This is a genomic window from Candidatus Gastranaerophilales bacterium (genome assembly GCA_028696075.1).
GTDB lineage: Bacteria > Cyanobacteriota > Vampirovibrionia > Gastranaerophilales > JAILCC01 > JAQVHS01.
Window position 1 is genome coordinate 54726 of sequence record JAQVHS010000004.1, and the last position, 26265, is coordinate 80990.

Genomic DNA, 26265 nt, shown 5'->3' on the forward strand with positions numbered 1-26265 from the left:
GAGGAAATGAAAATTGAAAAAATCATTCTTAAACAAAGCAATAATAAGTTTCATAATTTTAATATCGGTATTCTGCATAAGTTACAACGTATTTGCTTATACGCCGCAATCCTTATACGATGAGGTTTGGAAACTGATTTACTCAAAATATGTAGACCAGGATAACAACGGTCAAAATTGGAATAAATGGCGGCATAAATACGATGATGAAATAAAAACCGATAAGGATGCTTTTGTAGCAATAGATACAATGGTACTTAGCTTGAATGACCCTTATACAAAATTCCTCAACCCTGAAGAGTTTGCCGAAGAAGGAAGCGCAATAAGCGGAACTCTTAAAGGTATCGGTGTCCAAATATCGGTAAAAGACGGAAAGCTGCTCGTTGTAGCCCCTATTGAAGATACCCCCGCGTCAAAAGCAGGACTGCTTGCTAACGATTATATAGTTGAAATTAACGGCAAAAGTACCAAAGGCATGAGCGTAAAAGATGCGGCAGATAACATCAGGGGCGAAGAAGGAACAACTGTTACGCTTTTAATCAGAAGAAATAATGTGGATAAAACTTTTATAATCCCGAGGGCAGAAATTAAGTTAAAATCAATTTCAACAACACCTGTTAACAAAATGAAACTTAATGATTCTATCGGTTATATCCGTATAAGTACTTTTATGAATAAAAGCACGGCAGCCGAGTTTGCTCAGGCATTAACAACGTTAAGTAAAAAACAAGGCTATATAATAGATTTACGTTCCAACCCCGGAGGGCTTTTGTCCAACGCAATATTTATAACAGATATGCTGGTAAGCGGCGGAACAATAGTAAGCACGGTAGACCGTGACGGTTACAAAGATACAACAAGAGCAAGCAAAAGGATTGTAACCAACAAACCGCTGGTTGTTTTAATCAACGGCGGAAGCGCCAGTGCCAGTGAAATCCTTAGCGGTGCGCTAAAAGATAACGGAAGAGCAACTCTTGTCGGCGAAAAAACTTTCGGCAAAGGGCTGGTTCAGGAGATTAATAGGTTACCCGGCGGAAGCGGTATAAATATCACCACTCAAAAATATCTGACCCCTAACGGCACAGACATTAACAAAAAAGGTATTACACCCGATATTGAAATAAAACTTACAGAAGACGATATCAAGAACGAAAAAGACCCTCAGCTCCTAAAAGCCCAAAGCGTATTGATTGAAAAAATTTGTCAATGCAATAAAACCGCCAACCAAAATTAATGCGCGGAAAAATGGAAATTTTTACCTAAAATTTTATCTCTGAGGATGACCATATCTTTGCCGTAAATATCTTCCAGAGATTTACCCAATTTTGACTGTACATCTCTCAAATACATATCATGAACAACAACTTCTTTTATAATAAAGACCAGTCCTTTATTTTTGGTATAAACACAGTTAGGAGCGGAGTCCTTTTGGCTTATTGTTCCAACCATACCTTCTTCATTATCAACAGAAAGCACAATCCATCTGCCGCCAAGATTTTCTTCTATTTTATCACCTAAACCATGTTGATATATAAGACCAAAATCAGACTCCAGATTGTTATAACCGACAATTTTAATATCCACTCCTCTGTCATGCGCATCTTTAAATTCCTGCCTGTAAGCCTGAAAATCCTCATCCCAAATTTCAACAAAAATCTCTTTTTGGGCGCTTTGCAAAATACTTACAAACTGGTCGCTTATAGATTTTTCGTCACGCAAATTAATAATCGGTTCGATATAATCATCTGATAAAGAAGGCAAATTTTCTTCCAAATACTCAATAGAAGTATCTATCTTATTTTTGTACCTGTCTAAAATTTTCTTGGGCTTAATAGGCATATACATTTGAGGTTTACCGCCCGTAGCAACTATTATTTTCTTGGTTTCCAACGCTTTTAAGGTATCATAGGCTCTGGCCTGTGGAACACCTGAATTTTTACTTACCTCATACCCTGTGGAAGGATTATTTTTTAACAAAGCGACATAGACCTTTGCCTCGTAAGAATTAAATCCTATTTCTCTCAGATGATTGATTAAAATATCCATAAACTACTTCCAAAAAACCCATGCTTATAATATCTTTTATATTATAACATGCTTGTTTTTCGGAAACGGCTGCAGCAGAGAATACAACAGAGAGGATATAACATTGTTAAGAGCAGGAATTGTAGGATTGCCTAACGTAGGGAAATCAACCTTATTTAATGCGCTGACTTGCAGTAAAAACGCGGAGTCGGCAAATTATCCGTTTTGTACCATTGAACCCAACGTAGGTGTTGTAATGGTACCGGACGAAAGATTATATAAGTTAAAAGACCTTGTAAAAACACAAACTGTTATTCCTGCCGCAATAGAATTTTGTGATATAGCGGGACTTGTTAAAGGGGCAAGTCAGGGTGAAGGTTTGGGAAACCAATTCTTACACCATATAAGAGAAGTCGATGCCATTATAGAAGTCGTAAGATGCTTTGATGATGAAAACACAATCCACGTTGCAGGAAAAGTAGACCCTGTTGCTGACATAGAGATAATCAATACGGAACTTGCTCTTGCCGATTTGTACAGCTTGGAAAAACGCTTAGAGAGAATATCAAAGCAGGTAAAAGCAAAAGACAAGGCAGCTGTAGTTGAAGAGAGCGCAATCAAAAAAGCTCAAGGTCTTCTTGAAGAGGGCAGATTTTTCTCTATAGAAGAATTTACGGAAGAAGAAAAGCCTTTTATTAAAAACCTTCATCTTCTTTGCTCTAAGCCTATAATTTATGCGGCAAATGTATCTGAGAATGAGTTGGCGGCTTCAAACGATTATGTAAGACAAGTGGAAGAATATATTAAAAACCAAAATGCACAGGTTGTTATCATCAGCGCACAAATAGAATCGGAACTGGCTGAACTTGATAAAGAAGAGGCAAAAGCATACCTGCAAGACCTTGGGATAGAAAACTCGGGAGTTGAACGTATGATTAATGCCGCTTATCATTTATTGGGACTGAGAACATACATCACGGCAGGTGAAAAGGAAGTCAGGGCCTGGACTATTACAAAAGGGGCAAAAGCGCCTGAGGCTGCGGGAGTTATACACTCTGATATGGAAAAGGGGTTTATAAGGGCAGAAGTCATTGCTTATGCGGACTTCATAGCCTCAGGTTCACACCTGGCTGCAAAAGAAAAAGGTCTGATGCGTCTTGAAGGAAAAGAGTACATTGTTCAAGACGGTGATATAATGCTTTTTAGATTTAACGTCTGACAAAAATCTTCTACAAAATCAAAGAATATGATATAATTGGGGTACCACAAGTTGTAGTTAGAGGTTAAAGAGTGTTTTCCGAAGTAAACGACTTAAATTCCAGTGTAATAAAAGATCTTATTGCAAGGTACAGCCTGTCTAAATCGGACAATGAAAAAAAACTTCTTAAAAAAGAGATTACGTCTTTGTGCCTGCCTTTTGTTAAAAAAATTGCAAGAGGGCTGGCGAGAAGAAATACTGACCCTATTGAAGACTTAATTCAGGTAGGTTGCGTCGGGCTGTTAAAAGCTATAGAACAGTACAGCAGCAAACACAAAACAACTTTCAAAACTTATGCGACTTATTTCATAACAGGCGAAATAAGACATTATCTCAGGGATAAAGTTTCAATGATAAGAGCCCCGAGAGAACTTCAGGAATTATCTTATCGTATCAACCAGCTTATCAGAACCCTGACGCTGGAACTTGACAGAGAACCGACAGACTATGAAATATCAGAACATTTATCTATCAGTGTAGAAAAGATAAATGAAATAGTTCAAATAGACAGAAGGAAGAATCTTGTATCGCTTGATCAAGCTCAAGCAAATCAAGATGATGCTTCTCTGATAGATAAGCTTGTGGATAACAAGTATCTTGAGTCTGAAAAAAACAAAGAGGAAAACGGCATTCTTATTGAAGCTATAAACAGTTTAGAACCGCAATTGGCGGAAGTTATCAGGATGAGTTTTTTTCAGGATATGACACAGCAGGAAATTTCACAGGAAGTCGGAGTTTCACAGATGCAAATAAGCAGAAGACTGAAAAAAGCATTGGAAGAGCTTTCTGCTATTATGATACAAAAGCGGGAAGAAAATGATTAATACTCTGCAGCTTTTACTTAAGGAAAGCTTATTTTTTTACTGGTATAGCGCACTTTTTGTTTTTATTGCGGGACTTTGCGTAGGAAGCTTTTTAAACGTTGTCGCATTACGTTCATTAAGCAATGAAAGTATCGTACTGCCGCCTTCAAAATGCCCGAAATGTAATCACCCCCTGAAATGGTATGATAATATACCTGTATTGTCATATTTTATACTCTTAAGAGGCAAATGCAGGTACTGCTCAGCTCCTATAAGCATTCAATATCCTATTGTGGAATTAACTACAGCATTGATTTTTACAACTTTGTTCATGAAATTCGGGGCAACGTGGAATTTTATACTTTTATGCTGCTTAGCCTCATGTTTCATTGTAATGTGTATTACAGACCTGAAAGAACAGGTAATATTCGATAATATTTCAATACCTGTTATCCCTATAGGTCTATTCTACAGTTTTTTTAATATCGGCAATTTTCATTCCGGCAGCGTAAATGTTTTTAATACGGGCATATATCTTCAAAATTCTTTTATCTCCTCTCTTGCGGCTGTATTTATTGCATTGTTGTTCTTTGAAATCATATCTTTTCTTTCAAAGCTTTTTATTAAACACCGTGCATTTGGAGAAGGCGATACCATAATAGCTATGGGAATAGGAGCCTGGTTTGGAGTAAAAATACTTATAATAACGATTATTTTAAGCTTTATTACGCAGGTAGTAGCAACGCTGCCCTTAGTAACAGCCAAGCTAATCAAAAATAAAAATTACAACTTACTGCAAGGCTTCGGCTTATTAATAATATCTCTCATTGTGGCTGTAACTTCAAATATTTTAGGCGTTACAGAAACCCATACAGGCGCGGTTATAACATTAGTTATAACTATTATTGCTGCGCTTTACGGTACCATTAAGATTTTCTCAAATTTAGACAAAACAAACCTTACAATGCTGCCTTTCGGACCTGCACTGATTGCGGCAGCTTTTTTAGCTGTATTCTTCACAGATTACTGTGTTGATATTATCTATACATTTCTTCGATAACACGTTCGTACTTTTCAAAAACCATATTTTTTCTGATTTTTGCTGTAAAAGTCATTAACCCGTTTTCTATCGTAAAACCGTCTGAAACAAAGCTTAGGTTACTTATTCGCTCAAAAGTACGATAATTGCTTCTTGCCGCAATTTTCTCATTAAGTTCTTTTAAAAGCATCTTTTTAAACGCAGGGTCTTGTTCAACTCCCGACTCTTTAACTCCGTTTTCCTGAGCCCATTTAATCATAGTTTCTTCATCAGTTTTAATTAAAGCGCCCAAAGAGCTTTTGTCCTGACCAACAAGAACTATTTGTCTTACAAAATCGCTCATCATACAAGTTTGTTCAATAGTATCAGGCTCTATATTTTCGCCGTTGGAAAGAACTATCAAATCTTTTGCCCTTCCCGTTAAAATAAGGCAATTATCTTCCGTAATCCAGCCTAAATCACCCGTTATAAACCATCCTGTCTTTAATAAGACCTTATCGGTTGCTTCTTTATCTTTATAATACCCTCTCATTATCTGGGGACCTTTTGCCAAAACCAACCCTCTTTGCCCTTTCGGCATAAGAGTTAATTTGTCGGGGTCAACAATAACAATTTCGGTTTCGTTGATAGGATAACCGGCAGAATACATCTTATTTTTAGCGAACTGTCTTGCTGTTAATATAGGTGATGTTTCAGTCAAACCGTAACCTACTACTACCTGCAAGTTGGCTGCATCAAAGAAATCCTCTATATGTGGAGCTAACGCGCCGCCGCCTGATATACATTTTGGAAACTTACCGCCTAAAGCTTTTCTTATTTTATTGAAGACCAGTTTGTTGGCAAGGTTGTAAGCAGGCATAAGATATGCCATCTTAATATTTGCTTCAAACCTTTCTATACCTCTCGGCGATTGATTATGTATACAGGTACCGTCTAAAAGCCTTCTTACTTTTCTGTATCTTTTTGCCATATGCAATAAAGAATAAAAAATACCTCTTTGAATATTAGATTTTGTTTTTATCTCATTAGCAATACCTTCATAAATAGATTCCCAAAGCCTCGGAACCCCTACTATAAAATCGGGGCGGTATTTTTTCATATCTTTTTTAAAGCTTCTTATATTTGTATAGCATAAGGTAGAACCGCAATACAAAACATAATATTCAACCATTCTTTCGTACATGTGCCATATAGGAAGAACGCTCAATATATGCTGGTTGCTCGGAATTACGATACATGGGTGAAGGTTGATAAGCTGACTTACGAGATTGCCATGCGTTAACATAATCCCCTTTGGCTTCCCTGTTGTTCCCGAGCTGTACACCAAAGTAGCCAGGTCATCTCTTGATATATTCGCTCTTTTTACTTCTCTGCCCTTGCCCATTTCAACAAGATTTTCAAAGCTGTAAAGAGGAACTTCCGTTTCCAGATTGGAAATGTCTTCATTTCCGATATAAACAATAAATTCAATACGGGAAGCGGACAGCATACCTGCTTTCTTGATTAAGTCAATACTATCAGTTACCAAAGCCTCACTATCACTGTGTTCATAAATGTATCTTAATTCTTCAAAAGGCGCCAATGAACCTCTGACAGCGTTAACAGCGCCGCAAGCCAATATAGCCTGATCAATAAGCAGCCACTTTGCCGTATTTTCGCTGAAAATTGCAATGTGTTTACCTTTTTCCAATCCTAAGGTTTGCAGAGCAGCTATTACCAAGTTAACTTTTTCATAAGCTTCTTTAAAAGTTAAACGAATTTTGGAATAATCATCCTTTAATGCAAAAAGGTCAGGGTATTTTCTTGCACATAGCGAAAGTGCCTCCGTAACGGAGTTCAATTCCTTAATATTTTTGATAACAAACATGTGCTTACTTACAAATTTTGAAATGTCATAACCCGAATCCGGTGTCTTCGTTAATATTTCCGCGTGCATATTCTTTTTCTCACAATGTAGTAGTTCATACATTCTACTACAAAACCTATAAATAAAAAAATTTGTTACAATAGTATCATTTTTTTAATTAACTTCTCTAAACAGGAAAAAAATGTTAGAATTAAAGCTATGAATAATAGAAGTAAAAAAAACGCATTTACATTATCGGAAGTTCTGACTACCCTTATGATAGTAGGTGTGGTTGCAGCAATTACCATACCTGCTCTTAATTCTAATATAACGGAAGAAACAAAACTCAAATCTCTTAGAGCTTTTAATAATGCTTTTAATCAAAATATCCTCACAACAATCGCTGAAGATGCTTGCGACAGTCTGTCCTGTCTTAATAAGTGGGGAGATTCGGCAAATGCCAACATAATGCACAACGGGGCTTTGGAAAAATATCTGAACTATGCAAGCCGATGTATTCCCGATACAACTATACCGGATGCTGAATGTCTGATACAGGGTTGTAAAGATGAAAAAGATACGAAACAAGAAGGTTGCGTAAATGAACTATGCAAAGATAAACAAGGTCAGGAAAAAGACGACTGTTTAACAGAGGAACATGACGAGTGTTCTTATGACATAAATGAATGCTACGACCCAAAATGTACGGGATCGGGCTGCTGGGGTAATTCAAAAGCATATTGTATGTTAGACGGTGCTGACTGTAAGAATATTAATTACAATAAAGATTTCAGAAAATATTTACTGACAAACGCTATGTCATTAGCTATAGTGGATTTCCCCGGAAATTGTGCAAACGAAGATATCGCAGCTGAAGACGGCGAATCGTCATTATATGCCTGTTCCTTAATTTATGTGGATGTAAATGGCATAAAAGGCCCAAACCAAGCAGGGAATGATATTTTTGCTTTTTATATTCTTGATAAACCTATAAACAATGTATTCCTGTTCCCGTTCGGAGGCGAGATAGATTTCCCCGATGAAGACGGCGCTGTACATAGATACAGCTTGGGAGAAACTCAATGCGACCCTAAAAGCATTAATATAGAAAATAGGTTTGCCTGCACAGCAAGAAATTTGAAATTCGGAAGTCATCAATGAAAATACTAGTAATAGGCAAAACTGCAAGAGAACATGCTTTCATAGAAAAAATTTCAAACAGCCCGAGGATTACCGAGCTTTTTTGTGTACCGGGAAATCCCGCTATAGCGGAATATGCAACTTGTGTAAACATTGCGCTTGATGATATTGAAGCAATGGCATCTTTTGCAGCCGAACATCAAATAGATTTAACCGTAGCGCTTGATGAGTATGTTATTGCAAAAGGCATAGCGGATATTTTTGAGCAGTATAATCTTAAAATTTTTGCACCAAAAATAAGCAGCGCACAAATTGCACTCAGCAGAGTTTTTGCAAAAAAATTTATGTATAAAAACAAAATCCCCTCTTCGAAATACGGTATCTTTGATAAAGAAACATCAGCCATTGACTACGCAAGAAAATCTTCTTATCCCTTATTGATAAAGTACGATACTCTTGAAGAGCAGGATACTTACTTTTGCGAAACCTTTAACGAAGCAAAAAAATATATTCAAAAAGCTTTTAGCGATGCCCAAAAACAAATCGTGATAGAAGACTACATTGAAGGTGATGAAATCACATTTACAATCCTTACCGACGGGTTTAATGTTTTACCTTTTCCTTTTGTAAAATTGTACAAAAGAGCGTTGGAAGGCGATGGCGGAGCTATTACAAAAGGAGTGGGGGCTTATATTCCTCCAAACAAAATTAATCTTCACATAGAAGAAATCATTGCAAAAAAAATAGTATTTCCGCTGTTAGACACAATGCAGGAAGAAAGTATTGCTTATGAAGGTTTTTTGTCGATAAATTTTGTTATAACTCCCAAAAACGAAGTAAAAGCGCTGGAATTTTCTCCTGCTTTTAACATTTTAGAAGCGGTAAGTGTTCTCCCTCTGGTTGAGGATGATTTAATAGATATAATTTATGCGAGTATATCAGGTGCATTGGGTGATGAATATTCAAGCCTCAACATCACTGACGATACGGTAGTAAGCGTCGGGCTTTTAAGCGGAAATTATCCTTTTAACCATAAAGAAAATACAATGATTGAAGGCATAGAAGATATTGATGAGGATGAAGTTGAAGTCTATTACAATAATACCGCTATGAACAGCAGCTACGAACTCGTTACCGCGGGCGGTCTTCCCGTTATATTAAGAGGAACCGGCTCAACTGTAAATAATGCGAGAGAAAGAGTTTACAACTGCATAGATACAATCACTTTCCCTGAAATCAGATACAGAAAAGATATTGCAAAATTTAATATTTCAAAAGACTTCTAAATAATAAAAAAGCCTGCCGTTTAAGGCAGGTATCGGTTAAATATGCTCTTCATAAATCTACTATACCCTGATAAATCTTATTTGAACATTAGGCTGTAGAATTATTAATATATTAGCCTTGAGAATAATTAAGTATCAATATTCGTTGCATATACTGCATTGGATTCAATAAACTCTCTTCTGGGTTCAACTTTGTCGCCCATTAGAATATCAAAAAGCCTGTCGCAAAGAACTGCATCATTAATATTAACCTTCAAAAGAGTTCTGTTTTCAGGATCCATAGTTGTTTCCCAAAGCTGTTGAGGCATCATCTCGCCCAAACCTTTGAAACGCTGAATATTCAATCCTTTTTTACCTCTTTCATCAATGAAACTTTGAAGCTCGCTAAATGACTTGACAGTAACCTCCTGTTTTTCATCGACTAAAAGAACAAGTTCTTTTTCCTCTTCAATCAAATATCTCCTTATTTCAGGATAAGCCTCTTTTATTCTTTGAAACTCAAGAGTATGAATAAGCGTAGGTGTAATTAACACAGGGTCAGACTCATTCCCCAAATCAATTTCCAAATGGCATTTTAAGGTTTCGGGATTTTGTTTCAGAGTAATCTGATAATTTGCAGCCTCACTTATATTGTAGTTTTCAGCATGATCCTTGAGGTAATGTTCCAGGTAGTTTTTGACTTTAGTCATGTTTTCTTCATTTTCAAAACACTCATCTTTAATATTAGACCTAATCATACCCCTTACAATTACACTTGGAATACCTTTTAAAATAGGGCTGTGGAAAGAATTATAATAATTCGACATGTTTTTAATAAGCGCATCAAGTTGTTCATCCTTGACAGAGTATTCTTTTGTTTTATCAAACAAAATAACATTTTTAGTTCCTCTGTCAATCAGCCTTTTACTTAAAGCTTTATCGTCATATAAATATTCCGATTGTTTGCCTGTTGTAATTTTATACAAAGGCGGCTGGGCAATATAAACATAACCATTCTCAATAAGAGGTCTTGCATACCTGAAAAAGAATGTCAGAAGCAAAGTCCTGATATGAGCTCCGTCAACATCAGCGTCAGTCATGATGATTACTTTGTGATATCTTAATTTTTCCACATCAACTTCTTCATCATTTTTACTTATATTCATGCCTATCGCCTGTATCAAAGACTGAATTTCATTATTGTTATAGATTTTATCAATTCTGGCACGCTCAACGTTCAAAATCTTACCCCTCAAGGGCAAAATAGCCTGAAACATTCTGTTCCTGCCCTGTTTAGCGCTGCCGCCCGCGGAATCTCCCTCTACAATGTAGAGTTCGCATTTTTCAGGCTCACGGCTTGAACAGTCAGCCAGTTTACCCGGCAAAGTAGAGTTTTCAAGCGCGCTTTTTCTTCTTGTTAATTCTCTTGCTTTTCTTGCCGCTTCTCTTGCTCTTTGAGCCTGCAATGTTTTTTCAATAATTGTTTTGGCAAATTTAGGGTTAAACTCCAGCCATTCCTGATATTTTTCCCCAACTACATTTTGCACTGCTGTTTGCGCTTCGGAGTTGCCCAGTTTTTCTTTTGTCTGCCCTTCAAATTGAGGTTCGGGAACTTTTACGCTTATAATGGCTGTCAAACCTTCTCTGATATCATCACCAACAAGATTTTGGTCATTGGACTTAAGCATATTATTTTTTCTTGCATAATCGTTAATAATACGTGTCAGTGCATTTCTAAATCCCGTAAGGTGAGTTCCGCCATGGTGTGTATTAATATTATTGGCAAAACTAAGGACATTTTCGGTGTAAGAATCCGTATATTGGAACGAAGCTTCTACTCTTACACCTTCAAATGTCTGGTCTATATAAACAGGCGCATCAAATAAAGGGGTTTTGTTAGCATTCAAAAACTCTACGTAGCTTGCAATACCGCCTTCATAATGAAAAATCTGTTCTTGTTGAACTTTTTCATCATAGAAAATAATTTTTAATCCTTTGTTCAAAAACGCTGTTTCCTGCAACCTCGTTACAATAACATCTCTGTCAATAGCAGTAGTTTCTTTAAATATTTCAGGGTCAGGCCAAAAATGAGTTTTTGTGCCTGATTCTAATGTTTCGCGAACCTTTTCAACATGGGTATCAGGCTCACCCCTAAGGTAAGTCTGTCTGTGAACCCAGCCGTTTCTTGATACTTCCACGGTCATTTTTTCAGATAACGCATTTACAACAGAAGCGCCAACACCGTGCAAACCGCCTGAAACTTTGTAACCGCCGTCACCGAATTTTCCTCCTGCATGCAGGACGGTATGAACAATTTCTAAAGCCGATTTTCCGCTGTCAGGTTTAATATCCACCGGAATACCGCGGCCGTTATCTATAACTGTAATACTCTCATCATCATGCACCGTAACTTTTATTTCCGTACAATAACCTGCCAAAGACTCATCAACCGAGTTATCTACAATTTCATATATTAAATGGTGCAATCCTCTTTGACTGGTAGAACCGATATACATACCGGGACGCAGTCTAACCGCTTCTAATCCCTCTAAAACCCTAATATTACTGGCATCATAAGATTGTGTTGTCATAAATTCCTCTTTTTCCCAAGTGTTTTACTTCCTTCTGTATTATAACACAAAGGTATCTAAATAGCTGAAATGTTACAAGCACAAAATATTATATCTATTTACTGCAAGGTTTTTGATGGATTTGCTTCTTCCATTGTTTGCTCTCATTATCAAAATTATAAACATGAAAAGTTTTACCATCGGTACTGATTCTTATTGAGTTATCATAATCGGTTCTGAAAATTCTTCCGTATTTAAGGTAATTCATTACTATAGGGCATGGATGTCCGTAACTATTCTTACCAACGGATATTACGGAAACATCAGGATTTACCATTTGTGCCATCTGATAATTAAGCGCATTTTTGCTGCCATGATGACCTACTTTAAAGGCTTCTACTTTTTTGCCGACATTCTCCTTAAGGCATTTGTAAGAATTTTTTTCATTATCACCCATCAAAAGCAGATCAAAATCTTTATAAACAATAAAAAGTATTATAGAGGTATCGTTTTGACTGTTAGGAATAGTATCAGGCGGCTTAATGGCAATTATTCTGATAGAATCATCAAGCTTTATTTCTTGAACCGGGTTTAATATTTGAACCGGTTTAATATTTTTACTGTTAAAATAATCCATCATGGTGTAATATGTCTTACTTTTAGCGCTTTCGCCGTTTGTAATCACCTGCTTGACATTAACGGACTTAAGAACATCAACAGCCCCGCCTATATGGTCGCTGTCAGGATGCGTCAGAATTAACATATCAAGCGTGTTAATACCGCTGTTCTTCAAAAACGGGACAATAACACTCTTTCCCGAATTATAATTCTTGCCTTCGTTTCTGCCTGCATCAACAAGTATAGTCTTATTCTGTGGTGTTTCAATCAAAATACTGTCCGCCTCACCTACGCTCAAAAATGTTACGCGCAAATCATCCGCAAAAGCTTTTACTGCAAATGAAACAGACAGGAATATTACAAGTATGAAGGTTATTATTTTCTGTCGCATATTCTTAAATTCATTTTTAATTAATATTGTAAATAATATTATTATACTATAGAATATAATTATTTCCAATAAATTAGGCTTTGCAATATAAATAGTAGCATTTGGCAGTTTTGAAATAAATTCGGCTACAAAGATTATTAAATTAATAAAAGGTTCATTGACTTTATCAAGCAGAAAGCCTATAAAATAGCCTGCTTTAGACATCCAAATAAATATACTTGAAATAAAACCGCAAAAACTCATAATTGCCATAAACGGAAGAACAAGCATATTCGCCAAAATTGAATAAATATTAAAAGTATTAAAGCAATACATCTGAACCGGAGCTGCCCATACCTGTGCCACAAAAGGAACGACGAACCATCCTGATATCCAGGGTTTTACGGGGAATAAATTCATCAAAGGTTCAGCACAGTTCATAATCCCGAAAGTAACTAAAAAAGATAATAAAAATCCTATATCGGTAATAAGCATAGGGTCATAAATAAGCAAAAGCATACATACCAAGAACAAAATCGTATTATTAGGCGCAGCTCTGTCCAAGAGTTTCCCGAGCAAACCAAGTTCTAACATCCAGGTAGCTCTTGTAACAGATGGCGGAAATCCCGTCATCAAAGCGTACACAAATACAACAAATGCGCCTGAAATGATAGTTAATCTAAACGGAACCTTAAGCTTGGAAAAAATAAAATACCATACCCCGAAGATAAAAGCCACATTCATACCCGATGCCGCAAGCAAATGATATAACCCGGAGTTTATAAAATCCTGCTTTATTTGTGCGGACGGCTTGATTGCTTCGCTGCCAAAAACTATCCCGCCGAGTACTTCCGTTTGGCCGGGTGATAAAATTTGCAAATGCTTTTGAATAATATTTTCTCTTACCTTGTCCGCTAACTGAATAATTTTTTGCCAAAACGTTATTTTTTCGGGAATTTTTTGAAAGCTTTTTGCAATAGAAATTGTAAAAATCCCCTGATTTTTTAAATATTCCCCGTAATCAAACTGCCCGGGATTATGTACTTCAAACGGTTTTTTGACTTCAACATCAAGCCTTAAATAATCGCCGCGCCTTACATCAACATCGCCGTCAAGCAAAACCATAGTTTTCGCCTTGAGGGTTTCCCTAGAGCCGTCGTTATTTTCGACATTATCTATATTAAAATAAAATCTCTTTTTACCGGAGGCGCTAAAATCAGGCAGATTAGCAACTCTGCCGTAGATGGTTTTGGTCTGATAAGCATAAGACAAAAATTCATCGGGTCTCGGGATTCTAAGGAAGGTATATACAGTCATTAACAAAAAAGCTAACACTAATACAATACTAAAGCGTAAGCTCAAATATTTTTTATAAAATCCGAAAAGCAAAGCTAAGGTAAGTAAAACGGCAAAAAGCGGAATTAATCCTAAGATTGCCCCACTGACAGCAAAAATAGCAACGCTCGAAAATATTATAGTTTTTATATGCTTTTCCAACTCCATAAAAGAATTATATAGCAATAAGCTTAAGAGAGGAAGCTGGGAAGGAAGCTAGGCAGCTGGGAAGCTGAGAAGCTGGGAGGTTATTTTGCCGTCATTGCGAAAATGCGCAAGCATTTGAAGCTGTTATTTTGCCGTCATTGCGAAAATGCGCAAGCATTTGAAGCTGTTATTTTGCCGTCATTGCGAAAATGCGCAAGCATTTGAAGCAATCTATGGGAAAGAAGTTAGGCAGCTAGGCAGCTGAGAAGCTGGGAGGCTGGAAGGTGAAAAGGTGGAGAGGTTATTTTACCGTCATTGCGAAAATGCGCAAGCATTTGAAGCAATCTATAGGAAGGAAGCTAGGTAGCTGGGAGGCTGGGAGGTGAAAAGGTGAAGAGCTTAAGAGTTGAAGTTCTTCTTAATGTCATGCTGAGGAGCGTAGCGAGCTCAGTATCTTACCGATTTTATGTTTAAACTTCAAGTTGGAGGACTCAAGTACCTATTGGTAAGACTTGAAGCACTGGATTGTCACAAAAATGCTAGGCATTTTTTCGCAATGACATCACGCTTTTATGTATTGAAGTTACAATCATGAAAAACAGGTCAGAATAACTTCTGACCTGTTTTAACCTATTTGATTATTTTGCTCATCTTATTGTTTTTTTCGTCTTATTTCGTGACCCTCTTCTGCTAGTGAGAAAAATCCTTTCACAAAGCTTGTTTTCACTTCACTTAATTTAGTTTTTGCCGAATTATATTCAGCGCTGGCATATTCTTTTGCTTCTTTAACTTTTGCCTCAATCGGGTCTAATACTTTATTAGCGGCTGCACCTATACCGATTTCAGTTTTTTCTGCAACTGCAGAAGCTTTTTCTTTAACTTTTTCCTTTACTGCTGTTGCTGCGTCAGATACAACTTCTAAGCCACCTCTTAATTCTTCACCATAAGCTTTTAATACTTCTTTTGTCGCATCATATTTTTCGCCTGCATATTCTTTTGCTTTTTTAACTTTTGCCTCAATCGGGTCTAATATATCATTTGCTACAGTTCCTACAGCTATCACTGCTTCCTCTTGTCGTTGTTTAGAAGAATCTGTAGCTTTTACGTTAGGTTGTGTTGCTGGTGCTTTATTTGCTGTTTTTGCTGCGTCAGCTGGTGGGTTAATTAAATCAGCTTGTTTTTCAGCTGCTTCTGCTGCGTCTGCTGTTTTTTGTGCTGCGGCAGGTATAGGTGGGGTTGCTGATGAGTTGGGCAATAGGCTATCTGCTAAGTCAGGGGATATTAGCGCTAATTCATCTGCTTCTTCTGGTGTTAGCGTACCCATCCCATATTTATTCATAAGTTCTAATTTTCTTGGATTTGCATCATTTTGAGAGGTATTCGTACCCACATTACTCTCTTGTGCTGCTGATCCATCAAAACTATCATTTCTGTGTGGGTCTTCACTTGCAGTCTCTTGTGCTGCCGGTGTTGCTGCCGGTGCCGCTGCCGGTGTTTCTGCTTTATCTGTTTTTTGGAATTTCTCTAAGTTTGATTTTGCTTTAGGTAGTTCAAGGTTTAATTTTTCAAGATTTTGTTTTGCTGTTTGCAGTTCTTTTTCATCTTGTTGTTTTGCTGCTAATTTTTCTTTCGTTGTTGCTTGAGCTTTTGTATATTCAGCTTCAGCGTTTTCAAGTTTATCTTTAGCTTCTTTAACTTTGCCTTCTAATACTTTTATTTGATCATCATATGCTTTAACAGCTTCATTATATGCACTTGTATCAAGAGAACCATCTTCTTTTTTATAGTCGTTTTGATTTGGTTTGTTATTAGTTTTATAGTCGCTAAGCTCTTTTTCTGCAGTAGTTACGTCTGTTTTAGCTGTGGCTACTCCTTCTTTAGCTTTTGTTTCAGCGCCTTGAGCTTCTATGTAAGCGTTTGCTGATGCTTCAGCTTGTTTTGTTTCTGTATCAACAGCTGCTTTTTCTCTAGCTATTGCAGTTTCAATATCATTTACTTGTGTTTGTGCTTCCGTTCCGGTTGTAGGATTACCTGCTGTAGGTAAACTTGAAGTTCCGGCGGGGCTTGCACTCGGTGATGGGCTTGAAGCTGCTTGAGGTTGAGGTTCGGCTTGAGGTGTACCGGCAGCTTGTGTTTTTCCGCCGCCGAATAAAAGATTGCTTAACCCGCTGAAAATATCACCAATAGCGCCAAGTATCCCACCTGAGCTTTGATTTGTATTATTAGCGGCTGTATTGTCATTTGCAACGGCTGTATTAGCTGTAGTTCCTGTTGTTCCTGAAGTATTTGCAAGCGCATTTTTTACTTGATCTCTATAGGCTTGATTAGTTGTATCCTGAGTGTTAGCTGTCGAACCTTGTGATGAACTGCCAAAATATCCCATGATACCTGCAGTGCTGTTGCCTTTTAATGTATCTGCAATATGAGATTGAGCGTTACCTGTTAATGCTCCTGATACTGCTCTTTCACCAACTCCAAATACGGATGCGCCTGTATTCCATGTTCCTTTTATCGCATCACCTGCTGTACTGCCTACAGCTCCAAATATATCAAAAGATGAACCATTGTTATCCAAATCAAAAGCATCGGCTGTTACTATGTTGGCACCGTTAACCACAACATTTTTACCGGTATCGTATATGCTTTTGCCAAGGTCTGTAACTCCTGTTTTTTCGCCGAGGGATTTTACATCATCCCATCTTCTTGAAAACCAATTTGAATTTGATACTTGTGCTACGTCTGCCATGCTCTATTCTCCTTATGTAATTCTATTAGTTATATTAATAAAGTTATTCTGTGATATATTGTTGCTATATTGGGTATATACTATTTCATTAAGTCTATATGCATAAGGGTTTTAGGTGCTTTACAAAAGTTAATATTTGGGTTTCAACCCCTTCAGCCTAATCTCAGCTTCTTGCCCTCCTTCCTATAGATTGCTTCAAATGCTTACGCATTTTCGCAATGACGGTAAAATAACCTTCCCAGCCTCTCAGTATGACAATAAGGCTGTCACCCTGAACTTGTTTCAGGGTCGCATGGTTGAGCCTGGTTTATATCGACGTACAATAATGAGATGCTGAAATAAATTCAGCATGACATTAAGAAGAACTTCAACTCTTAAGCTCTTCACCTTCTCAGCTTCTCAGCTGCCTAACTTCTTTCCTATAGATTGCTTCAAATGCTTGCGCATTTTCGCAATGACGGTAAAATAACCTCCCCAGCCTCTCAGTATGACAATAAGGCTGTCACCCTGAACTTGTTTCAGGGTCGCATGGTTGAGCCTGGTTTATATCGGCGTACAATAATGAGATGCTGAAATAAATTCAGCATCTCATTAAGAAGAACTTCAACTCTTAAGCTCTTCACCTTCTCAGCTTCTCAGCTTCCCAGCTTCCTAGCTTCTTTTCCTGCTTATGCTATAATTTTTTGCATGACTAACGATTTAAAAGACATACAAAACCTCACTGATACACGAGGAGTGGAAATACAAAAAGTCGGGGTAAAAAACGTAGAAGTACCTTTGAATGTACAAAGAAAAAACAGCGACAACCAGACTGTCAGTGCAAAAGCTAGGCTTAGTGTAGCATTGCCGCATAATTTCAAAGGCACTCACATGTCGCGATTTATTGAAGTTTTGTCAAAATGGGGAAGTAAAAACCTGCTCGGAGTTGATATAAAAGGATGCTTAATAGAAGTTGTCAACAAACTGCATGCCAAAAAAGCCGAAGCAAAATTCGAGTTTAAATACTTCATAGAAAAAACAGCCCCCGTAAGTAAAAAGACATCGCTTATGGGTTACGACTGCTCATTTAAAGGAATATACAAAGCCGACGGCGAATACAAATTTATTCTGGGGGTAAAAGTACCTGTTACAACGCTATGCCCTTGCAGCAAAGAGATTTCTCAATGCGGAGCCCACAATCAGCGTGCAATAATAAGCGCCAATATAAGCTATGATGAAGAAGATATTATTTGGATTGAAGACTTGATAGAAATAATAGAGTCAGCGGCAAGCTGCCCCATATACCCCCTTTTAAAAAGGCAGGATGAAAAATTCGTTACGGAACAGGCTTATAATAATCCGAAATTTGTTGAAGATGTAATAAGAGATTTGGTATTAAAATTCAGAAAAAATGATAAGATAACTTGGTTTGAAGTTGATATAGAAGCATTTGAAAGCATTCATAATCACAGTGCTTGGGCTTATCAAAAAGAGAGCAAATAGAGAAGTAGAGGAAATATGTTATATAAATTTATTGAATCATTTAAGCAGCCGCCCGAGCTTGCACCTATAAACGATAAAAAAATTGTTGATAAACTGTATCCAAGATGGCGTTTTAAAATGTTTTATTCTCTCTATATCGCTTATGTTGTGTTTTATCTTTGCAGAAAAAACATTTCCGTTGCCATGCCTGCAATGAGCGCCGATTTAGGATATTCCAACACAGAGTTGGGGTTAATCGGCAGCGCATTATATTTTTCGTACGCTTTTGGTAAATTCATTAACGGCGTGCTTGCTGACAATTCCAACGTAAGAATGTTTTTACCCACTGCATTAATTTTGTCCGGGGTAGTCAATTTTTTATTTTCCTTAAGTGTAAGTTTTTTCCTTACAGATTCAATACACATTTTAGGTTATACAATTCCTGTTCTGCTGTGGATTTTAGCATTTTTATGGGGATTTAACGGATGGTTTCAGTCAATGGGCTTCCCTCCCATAGCAAAAAGCCTCACCTACTGGTTTTCTAACAAAGAAAGAGGTACAAAGTGGTCATTGTGGAGTACCTCGCACGAAGTCGGCACATTTTTAAGCATAATTTTATCAGGATTTTTGATTGAGCATTTTAACTGGCACAGTTTATTCATAGTACCTGCAGCCATTGCAATAATCACGGGTAAATGGCTCTGGCACAGATTAAGGGATAAACCTCAAACAATAGGTCTGCCTGATATCGAATTATACAGGGAAAATAATCCCGCCGAAATTAAAGAATCCGAGGAAGAAGAATCTCTCTCTTACCTTGAAATATTTAAAGTACATATCTTATTTAACCGTACAATGTGGTTGTTGGCGTTTGCTTATGTATTTGTATACATAGTAAGGTTCGGCACTCTTGACTGGATAGTTAAATATCTGGTGGAAGTAAAGCAATATACGCTTTCAGCAGCCGCAATGAAACTCAGCATACTACCGTTAATAGGGAGCATAGGCACAATATCCGCAGGGTTTGTTTCAGATACTTTATTTAAAGGCAAAAGAGCGCCTGTTAATATAATTTATTTATTCGCCTGCGCTGTTTCGATTGTAGCTTTCAAATTTAATACCATCCCTGCTCTTGATTATTTATATTTATCGCTCATAGGAATATTTACCTGCGGACCCCAAGTATTAATCGGAGGGTTATGCGCAGTAGAGTCCAGTTCTAAAAAGGTTGCTTCAGCTGCAACAGGCTTCACCGGTTCATTCGGGTACCTCGGTGCAATCTTCTCGGGAATAGGCACGGGATTTGTAGTCGATAAATTCGGTTGGAACGGCGCCATCGCATTTTGGACTTTATCGGCATTGGCAGGTTTGATTTTGTGTATCCCGATGCTCCGTAATAATAAGTAATTAACAAATCAGCGAACTTGGACTTTTTCTATATACTGCTATATAATCAGGAAATGAAAAATTTGTTTAATATCAGAATAAATAAAAATAAAGAATACCTTATGCTTAAAGAAACGCTGGAGCAGGAAAAAGTCTTTAAAGATTTAGTAAGTAAATATTTTGATACTGATTTTAACATCACAACCAAAGATTTTCCGTTAAAAAAATGGGACAAAATAGTTATTTGTGCGAGCGGTTCATCAAAAAATGCAGGGGAAATAGTCCGTTATGTAATAGAAGATTTGGCACAAACAACTTGCGTTGTAGAATATGCAAGTGAATATGCGCACAGAAAAAGTAATCTTGGGGCAAAAGATTTATTTATAGCGATATCACAATCAGGCAACACCGCCGATACTTTTGAAGCCCTCAATCGCGCAAAAGAAACAGGGGCTTGTACCTTTGCAATAACTAACGATGAGAATTCAAAAATCCACAAAACTGCCCACTACAGTGTAATAGCCGATGCAGGAATAGAAAAAAGTATTGCGGCAACAAAATCATTTACGGCGCAGCTTTTTATCCTTTTTGTATTTGCAATAGCGTTGGCAGAGCAGAATACTAAAAATAACCTGACAGACTTAAAACGCGATTTTTGCGCTTTAGGTGATTTATACAAAGAGGTCTTTGACCAGCGCAAAAAAATTAAAAAAATAGCAAAAACTCTCAAAAAATCAAAAAGCATTGTTGTTTTATCGCGTAATATAAATTCGGCGCTTGCTAAAGAAGGCGGGCTGAAAATAAAAGAAACCTGCTATATTAATGCAATAAGCGCATCGTCAGGAGAGTTTTTGCACGGGCATTTTGCATTTTTGGACAGAACCGTACCTATTATAGCAATCTGCAATAAACCTACAGATACTCAGGAAAATTATGATTTACTTTTAAATAACATTTATCAAATCAAAACTAAACGAAAAACCAATACAATTATAATCAAAACCCGAAATGATTGTTTCATTGAAGAAAGATTAAAGAACAAATTCTCTATTGAAATCCCGCCTGTTATAGAAATTTTCACTCCGTTTTTAAACTTAATAGCTTTGCAGCTGATAGCCTATGAAACCGCAAAGCTTATTCATACAGATATTGATAAACCAAGAAATCTAACCAAGTGTGTTGATAACGAATAGCGTCAATTAAATATCAAATATACTGTTGCCGGTTTTTTCGGTAGATTTAATTTGATAAGCGTCTATGACATCCTGTTCTTGTTTTACACCCAAAATTTCTTTCTTAATCTCCATTTTTTGAAGCTGCATTGCTTTGAGAATAAATTCATTTTTTTCTTTCATTATTTTTGTAAGCTTAAGAATATATTCAAACTTTTCCTCATCAAGTTCTTCAAGGTTAAATTGAGAATCCGCAAGTTTGGCAACCATATCATAACGCTGTTCAAAAGGTTCTTTTACATCATCGAATTTCTTTTCTTTACACAGTTTTTCAACTATTTCGGTTTTTTCCAAAATAGCTTCATAAAGGCTTTTATACTCTTCATAATTCATCCCTAAGCACTCCTGTTTATCAAGTCTTTATCAATCAAACTTTCTTTTTCTTCCCCTGCCGCAATTTTTATTGCCTGCTCCCAGGTTTGCTTGAGCTCTCTCAAATGTGCAATAACTTCATCAAGCATCGAAGAATCCTTCTTTACATTTGCCTGTATTAAACGGTGGCTTAGGTAATCATAAAGCCTGAATAAATTCTCTGCAACTTCACCGCCGTTTTTCATATCAAGAGTGTTCATAAACTCTGTTATAATTCTTTGGGCTTTAACAATATTATTGTGTGTTTCTTCTATTTCACGATTATCCATAGAAACTTTAGCACGATTTAAAAAATTTATCGCACCGTCATAAAGCATAATAAGAACTGTTTCCGGCGATGCCGTTAAAACCGAGTTTTGTTTATACTGTTTTATGTAAGGGTTGTATGAATTCATAAATTCCTCTTATAAGATTATAATTATATATCGGACAAATCTTAAAAAACTTGATACTCCGTTCGATGTATTTTAAATCTTTTTATCAACAAACATTCCGGAAGCGCTTTTAGCTTTATCTAACACCATTAAAAGCTCTTCAGGACTAACTTCTTGTATGATTTTGTTCGTAGTAACGTCTATCATTTCTATAATTTTTTTTACCGAGTTGAATTTTACGGTGTACTTTAATTCTTCGACAGACTCGCCGTCCTCTAATGTAAGCTCCAGAATTTTTTCGTCATCATCCTGCTCTATAAGTTCGTTGGTTTTCTTTATCGCAAGCTGTTTCTTTTTATTATCCTTTTCTTTTTTCTCATCAGGGTTAATTTTAGCGTCTTTTTCCGCCTGCTCTACCGTTTTCAAATAAACTTCCGCACGCTGTTTAGACTCTACTTCCGCCTGATGGGCTGTTTCGGAAGGCGCTACGGGTCTGTATAAAGCAAAATTTGCATTTGTAAGTCCATCCAATGACATATAAAAAATCCTTTTTCAACTACTATAATTATAACAATTTTATTCCTCAAATGCAAAGTTAATAAATATTTGAAAAAATTCAAGTTTTTAAATATTCTCTATGCTAATATTTTGTTATGAATAACTTTCAAGAAAATTTTATAACGGTAAGAAATGCTTCTTTACATAACCTGAAAAATATAAGCGTAAAAATACCAAAAAACCAAATAGTAGTTTTTACGGGAGTGAGCGGGTCAGGTAAAAGCACCTTGGCGTTTGATACAATTTTTGCAGAAGGTCAAAGACGATATATAGAAAGCCTGAGTACCTATGCACGCCAATTTTTGGGACAGTTGGATAAGCCTGAAGTAGAAAGCATCGACGGCTTAAGCCCTGCGATATCAATCGACCAAAAAGCCGCAAATAATAACCCCCGTTCAACTGTAGGTACTATAACGGAAATTTATGACCACTTAAGGCTTTTATTTGCAAGGATAGGCACCCCTTACTGCCCGAAATGCGGCAAGCCTATCAAACCTCAAACTTTAGATGAAATAACCGACAGTATTATGTTGATGCAGGAAGGCACAAAATTTCAAATACTTGCTCCTGTAGCAAAAGGCAAAAAAGGAGAATTTACCGCTACATTCAGCGCACTAAAACAAGAAGGTTTTGCCAGAGTAAGCGTTGATGGCGAAATATACAACCTTGATTTTGACGAAATAACACTCGATAAAAATAAAAAACACAACATTGATGTTGTGATAGACAGAATTATACTGAAAGAAAGCGCAAAATCGCGTATTGCAGAAAGCGTACAAACAGCTTTAAAAAAAGGAAACGGCATAGTTAAAATATTAAAAGACGACAAAGAAAAAATATACTCTGAAAAACTTGCCTGCTCTGAATGCGACTTGTCTTTTGATGAACTTGAACCGCGAATATTCAGCTTTAACAGCCCATACGGAGCATGTCAGGAGTGTGGCGGATTAGGCGTACATTTAAAAATAGACCCTGATTTAATAGTTCCCGATAAAACCAAATCCCTTAGAGAAGGTGCGATTTATCCATGGGCAAGAACAGGAAACCCCTACTACACGGACGTGCTTTTATCCGTAGCAAAAGAATTCAATATAGACTTTGATACACCTTTTGAAAAACTAAGCGAAGAAGAACAAAATATTATTCTATACGGCAGCGGCGACAGAAAAGTCTTAATGTCGCATGATGACTTTGCAAGAAGAGAAAGAAAAATATACAAGACCAGATTCAAAGGCGTTATTCCGTACCTTACCAACCGCTATGAGGGTACAAACAGCGAACTTATTCGCAGTGAAGTTCAAAAATACATGAGCGCTATCCCCTGCAGCGCCTGCAAAGGCGCCAGACTGTCAGAATTTGCACTGGCTGTTAAAATAGAAGATTTATCAATCCATGATGTGTGTATCCTGCCCATAAAATACAGCTATGAATTTATATCTTCACTTATGTTAAAGCTTGATAACTACAAACTCTCCATTGCAAAGCAGCTTTTGGAAGAAACAAGAGAACGGTTGAAATTCCTGATTGATGTAGGACTTGATTATTTATCTTTAGACCGGCAGGCAGGGACGCTTTCAGGCGGCGAAGCCCAGAGAATAAGGCTTGCCACTCAAATCGGGTCAGGACTTTCGGGGGTGTTGTATGTGCTTGATGAGCCAAGTATAGGACTCCATCAGGTTAATAATGAGCAACTTTTAAAAACTTTGGTGAGGCTTAGAAACCTTGGAAATACCTTAATAGTGGTTGAACATGACGAAGAAACCATTAGAAAATCCGACTGGATAATTGATATAGGGGCAAAAGCAGGTATCCATGGCGGCAAAATAGTGGCTCAAGGCTCGGTTGAAGATATTATAGCCGCAAAAAAATCTATAACAGGAAAATATCTTAGCGGCGAAAAATTCATTCCGGTACCGGTTTCACGCCGCGGCGGAAACGGAGAATTTATAGAAATTATAGGCGCAAATTTAAACAACCTTAAAAATATAGATGTCAAAATCCCGCTCGGAACAATAACAACGATAACAGGGGTAAGCGGCTCAGGCAAAAGCAGTTTGATTTTTGACATACTGGATAAATATGCCATTCACAAATTGAGAAAAAATACCCCCAAACCTCAGGGTGTTAAAGTAATAAACGGGCTTGAAAATATAGACAAAATAATAGACATTGACCAATCTCCTATCGGAAGAACCCCAAGGAGTAATCCTGCTACATACACAGGAGTTTTCGACCATATCAGGGATTTGTTTTCAAGAACAACCGAAGCCAAAACAAGAGGATATAAAGCAGGCAGATTTAGCTTTAACGTTAAAGGCGGCAGATGTGAAGCGTGCAGCGGCGACGGCATTATAAAAATAGAAATGAATTTCCTCTCAGACATATACATCCCTTGTGATGTTTGCAAAGGCAAACGCTACAACGCGCAAACGCTTGAAGTCAAATATAAAGGCAAATCAATTTATGATGTACTTAATATGACTGTAGAAGAAGCATTGGAATTTTTCCAAAATATCCCCAGGATAGCAGCAAAACTCCAGACGCTTTACAATGTGGGGTTAGACTACATAAAACTGGGTCAAAGCGCAACAACACTTTCAGGCGGAGAGGCTCAACGGGTAAAACTTGCTGCCGAATTAAATAAAAGAAGCACGGGCAAAACGCTGTATTTGCTTGACGAACCTTCCGTGGGGCTGCACTGGTATGACTTGGATAAACTTAATGAAATCCTGCAAAAATTGGCAGACTTTGGCAATACTGTAGTAATAATAGAACATAATCTTGATTTGATAAAAGCCTCAGATCGGGTTATAGACTTAGGTCCCGGGGGCGGAGATGAAGGCGGATATATAATTGCCCAAGGCACACCGGAAGAGGTAGCAAAAATCAAAAACTCCCACACGGCGAAATATTTAAAGAAAATCCTTAAGTAATTCAGCTTGTTTTAAACCTATTTCTTTTGTATCATTATGTTAGTTTTAAAATTGGTTAGTGTCCGCATGGAAAAAAATTCTGTTAATGTATTAATCGTTGAAGATCATTCATTGACTTTGTTTGGGTTAAAAACTGTATTTAAAGAGCAGGATTTTATCGGGGAGATTTTTGAAGCTCAAAATGCAGCCGATGCCATTGAGTATTGTCATAATAAAAAAATAGATATTGCTATAATTGATCTGGGGCTGCCTGATATGGACGGCATTACGCTTACAAAGCAAATTAAACAATTATCCAATCAGACTAAAATTGTTATATTAACTTCGCATAAAACAAAAGAAGACGTAACAGATGCCTTAAAAAGCGGTGCAAGTGCCTATTGCAACAAGGAAATAGACATAATGAACCTCCTGAAGGTTATAGAACAGGTTAATTTAGGGGCTTTATGGATTGACCCTGCCGTTTCAAAGATAGTTATTGATACCCTTTGTACGGGAAGGCATAATGATTTTGAAAATATAAATAAATACTGTTTGACAGAAAGAGAGAAAAGTGTGCTAAAGCTTATGTGTGAAGGCTTAACAAATTTGGAAATGTCAAACAAACTATCTGTAAGTATTCATACCATTAAAGCGCATATCTGCAGCATTTTGCAAAAGCTGTCTGTAGAAGACAGAACAAGAGCGGTAATTAAAGCCTTAAAAACAAATATTTGATTTTTTATAACAAATCATTAATAAAATACAGTAAATGTATGTGGTCAAGATATACAAACAAGTCCATAAT

Annotated in this window: 19 protein-coding genes; 11 read left to right on the forward strand and 8 right to left on the reverse strand. The window is 37.0% G+C overall.

The annotated features are described in order from the left end of the window. Nucleotides 1-13 precede the first annotated feature (13 nt). Nucleotides 14-1234 (forward strand): S41 family peptidase, encoded by a 1221-nt coding sequence (locus tag PHX18_04005; protein ID MDD3593775.1) that lies wholly within the window; start codon nucleotides 14-16, stop codon nucleotides 1232-1234. Here the strand turns inward: PHX18_04005 and PHX18_04010 are convergent. Next, the gene (locus PHX18_04010) at nucleotides 1231-2046 is read right to left on the reverse strand and encodes a helix-turn-helix domain-containing protein (GenBank protein MDD3593776.1); all 816 of its coding nucleotides are present in this window, start codon (nucleotides 2044-2046) and stop codon (nucleotides 1231-1233) included. The two genes, PHX18_04005 and PHX18_04010, sit on opposite strands and share 4 nt — an antisense overlap. A gap of 103 nt (nucleotides 2047-2149) precedes the next feature. Between PHX18_04010 and ychF the strand changes: the two genes are divergently transcribed. From ychF to PHX18_04025, 3 genes are all read left to right on the forward strand, one after another. Then, nucleotides 2150-3244, forward strand: coding sequence for a redox-regulated ATPase YchF (gene ychF / locus PHX18_04015; GenBank protein MDD3593777.1), 1095 nt, complete (start codon nucleotides 2150-2152; stop codon nucleotides 3242-3244). A 71-nt stretch (nucleotides 3245-3315) separates the two neighbouring features. Then, nucleotides 3316-4107 carry a sigma-70 family RNA polymerase sigma factor gene (locus tag PHX18_04020; protein ID MDD3593778.1) on the forward strand — a complete coding sequence of 264 codons (792 nt, stop codon included), beginning with the start codon at nucleotides 3316-3318 and terminating at the stop codon, nucleotides 4105-4107. After that, nucleotides 4100-5146, forward strand: coding sequence for a prepilin peptidase (locus PHX18_04025; GenBank protein ID MDD3593779.1), 1047 nt, complete (start codon nucleotides 4100-4102; stop codon nucleotides 5144-5146). Before PHX18_04020 ends, PHX18_04025 begins: the two co-directional genes overlap by 8 nt. On the opposite strand, the gene PHX18_04030 is transcribed toward PHX18_04025, so the two are convergent. Next, the gene (locus tag PHX18_04030; protein ID MDD3593780.1) at nucleotides 5124-7094 is read right to left on the reverse strand and encodes an AMP-binding protein; all 1971 of its coding nucleotides are present in this window, start codon (nucleotides 7092-7094) and stop codon (nucleotides 5124-5126) included. The two genes, PHX18_04025 and PHX18_04030, sit on opposite strands and share 23 nt — an antisense overlap. Nucleotides 7095-7190: 96 nt before the next feature. Here PHX18_04030 and PHX18_04035 point away from each other — a divergent pair, with 96 nt between their 5' ends. Both PHX18_04035 and purD read left to right on the forward strand, forming a co-directional pair. Continuing rightward, nucleotides 7191-8132, forward strand: coding sequence for a type II secretion system protein (locus tag PHX18_04035; GenBank protein MDD3593781.1), 942 nt, complete (start codon nucleotides 7191-7193; stop codon nucleotides 8130-8132). Continuing rightward, nucleotides 8129-9397, forward strand: a complete 1269-nt coding sequence (gene purD, locus PHX18_04040) for a phosphoribosylamine--glycine ligase (protein ID MDD3593782.1) — start codon at nucleotides 8129-8131, stop codon at nucleotides 9395-9397. Before PHX18_04035 ends, purD begins: the two co-directional genes overlap by 4 nt. A 128-nt stretch (nucleotides 9398-9525) precedes the next feature. Here the strand turns inward: purD and gyrB are convergent, their stop codons facing one another. The 3 genes from gyrB to PHX18_04055 all read right to left on the reverse strand — a co-directional run bounded on the left by gyrB (nucleotide 9526) and on the right by PHX18_04055 (nucleotide 17162). Next, nucleotides 9526-11967 (reverse strand): DNA topoisomerase (ATP-hydrolyzing) subunit B, encoded by a 2442-nt coding sequence (gyrB, locus tag PHX18_04045; GenBank protein ID MDD3593783.1) that lies wholly within the window; start codon nucleotides 11965-11967, stop codon nucleotides 9526-9528. A gap of 94 nt (nucleotides 11968-12061) precedes the next feature. Beyond that, entirely contained in the window at nucleotides 12062-14437 is a 2376-nt protein-coding gene (locus PHX18_04050) for a DNA internalization-related competence protein ComEC/Rec2 (protein ID MDD3593784.1), read from the reverse strand. A gap of 631 nt (nucleotides 14438-15068) precedes the next feature. Next, nucleotides 15069-17162, reverse strand: coding sequence for a hypothetical protein (locus PHX18_04055; protein MDD3593785.1), 2094 nt, complete (start codon nucleotides 17160-17162; stop codon nucleotides 15069-15071). Between the two features lie 687 nt (nucleotides 17163-17849). Here PHX18_04055 and folE2 point away from each other — a divergent pair. The 3 genes from folE2 to PHX18_04070 are packed head-to-tail and all read left to right on the forward strand — an operon-like array spanning nucleotide 17850 to nucleotide 21202. Beyond that, nucleotides 17850-18644 (forward strand): GTP cyclohydrolase FolE2, encoded by a 795-nt coding sequence (gene folE2, locus PHX18_04060; protein MDD3593786.1) that lies wholly within the window; start codon nucleotides 17850-17852, stop codon nucleotides 18642-18644. Between the two features lie 15 nt (nucleotides 18645-18659). Beyond that, the gene (locus tag PHX18_04065) at nucleotides 18660-20030 is read left to right on the forward strand and encodes an MFS transporter (GenBank protein ID MDD3593787.1); all 1371 of its coding nucleotides are present in this window, start codon (nucleotides 18660-18662) and stop codon (nucleotides 20028-20030) included. Between the two features lie 53 nt (nucleotides 20031-20083). Next, nucleotides 20084-21202 (forward strand): SIS domain-containing protein, encoded by a 1119-nt coding sequence (locus PHX18_04070; GenBank protein ID MDD3593788.1) that lies wholly within the window; start codon nucleotides 20084-20086, stop codon nucleotides 21200-21202. A gap of 6 nt (nucleotides 21203-21208) precedes the next feature. Here the strand turns inward: PHX18_04070 and PHX18_04075 are convergent, their stop codons facing one another. From PHX18_04075 to PHX18_04085, 3 genes are all read right to left on the reverse strand, one after another. Further along, on the reverse strand, nucleotides 21209-21574 hold the full coding sequence (locus PHX18_04075) for a hypothetical protein (GenBank protein MDD3593789.1): 366 nt from the start codon (nucleotides 21572-21574) through the stop codon (nucleotides 21209-21211). A 2-nt stretch (nucleotides 21575-21576) separates the two neighbouring features. Continuing rightward, nucleotides 21577-22008, reverse strand: coding sequence for a flagellar export chaperone FliS (fliS, locus tag PHX18_04080; protein ID MDD3593790.1), 432 nt, complete (start codon nucleotides 22006-22008; stop codon nucleotides 21577-21579). A gap of 72 nt (nucleotides 22009-22080) precedes the next feature. After that, nucleotides 22081-22524, reverse strand: a complete 444-nt coding sequence (locus PHX18_04085) for a hypothetical protein (protein MDD3593791.1) — start codon at nucleotides 22522-22524, stop codon at nucleotides 22081-22083. 116 nt (nucleotides 22525-22640) lie between these two features. On the opposite strand from PHX18_04085, the gene uvrA reads away from it, so the two are divergent. Next, nucleotides 22641-25478 (forward strand): excinuclease ABC subunit UvrA, encoded by a 2838-nt coding sequence (gene uvrA, locus PHX18_04090; GenBank protein MDD3593792.1) that lies wholly within the window; start codon nucleotides 22641-22643, stop codon nucleotides 25476-25478. A 66-nt stretch (nucleotides 25479-25544) separates the two neighbouring features. Further along, the gene (locus PHX18_04095; GenBank protein MDD3593793.1) at nucleotides 25545-26195 is read left to right on the forward strand and encodes a response regulator transcription factor; all 651 of its coding nucleotides are present in this window, start codon (nucleotides 25545-25547) and stop codon (nucleotides 26193-26195) included. Nucleotides 26196-26265 lie beyond the last annotated feature (70 nt).

Excerpts from the sequence above, each read along its gene's own strand:
- PHX18_04010 (MDD3593776.1), bottom strand. The coding sequence starts at position 2,046 with ATGGATATTTTAATCAATCATCTGAGAGAAATAGGATTTAATTCTTAC.
- PHX18_04025 (MDD3593779.1), top strand. The coding sequence starts at position 4,100 with ATGATTAATACTCTGCAGCTTTTACTTAAGGAAAGCTTATTTTTTTAC.
- PHX18_04030 (MDD3593780.1), bottom strand. The coding sequence starts at position 7,094 with ATGTATGAACTACTACATTGTGAGAAAAAGAATATGCACGCGGAAATA.
- PHX18_04035 (MDD3593781.1), top strand. The coding sequence starts at position 7,191 with ATGAATAATAGAAGTAAAAAAAACGCATTTACATTATCGGAAGTTCTG.
- purD (MDD3593782.1), top strand. The coding sequence starts at position 8,129 with ATGAAAATACTAGTAATAGGCAAAACTGCAAGAGAACATGCTTTCATA.
- gyrB (MDD3593783.1), bottom strand. The coding sequence starts at position 11,967 with ATGACAACACAATCTTATGATGCCAGTAATATTAGGGTTTTAGAGGGA.
- PHX18_04050 (MDD3593784.1), bottom strand. The coding sequence starts at position 14,437 with ATGGAGTTGGAAAAGCATATAAAAACTATAATATTTTCGAGCGTTGCT.
- PHX18_04055 (MDD3593785.1), bottom strand. The coding sequence starts at position 17,162 with ATGGCAGACGTAGCACAAGTATCAAATTCAAATTGGTTTTCAAGAAGA.
- folE2 (MDD3593786.1), top strand. The coding sequence starts at position 17,850 with ATGACTAACGATTTAAAAGACATACAAAACCTCACTGATACACGAGGA.
- PHX18_04065 (MDD3593787.1), top strand. The coding sequence starts at position 18,660 with ATGTTATATAAATTTATTGAATCATTTAAGCAGCCGCCCGAGCTTGCA.
- PHX18_04070 (MDD3593788.1), top strand. The coding sequence starts at position 20,084 with ATGAAAAATTTGTTTAATATCAGAATAAATAAAAATAAAGAATACCTT.
- PHX18_04075 (MDD3593789.1), bottom strand. The coding sequence starts at position 21,574 with ATGAATTATGAAGAGTATAAAAGCCTTTATGAAGCTATTTTGGAAAAA.
- fliS (MDD3593790.1), bottom strand. The coding sequence starts at position 22,008 with ATGAATTCATACAACCCTTACATAAAACAGTATAAACAAAACTCGGTT.
- PHX18_04085 (MDD3593791.1), bottom strand. The coding sequence starts at position 22,524 with ATGTCATTGGATGGACTTACAAATGCAAATTTTGCTTTATACAGACCC.
- uvrA (MDD3593792.1), top strand. The coding sequence starts at position 22,641 with ATGAATAACTTTCAAGAAAATTTTATAACGGTAAGAAATGCTTCTTTA.
- PHX18_04095 (MDD3593793.1), top strand. The coding sequence starts at position 25,545 with ATGGAAAAAAATTCTGTTAATGTATTAATCGTTGAAGATCATTCATTG.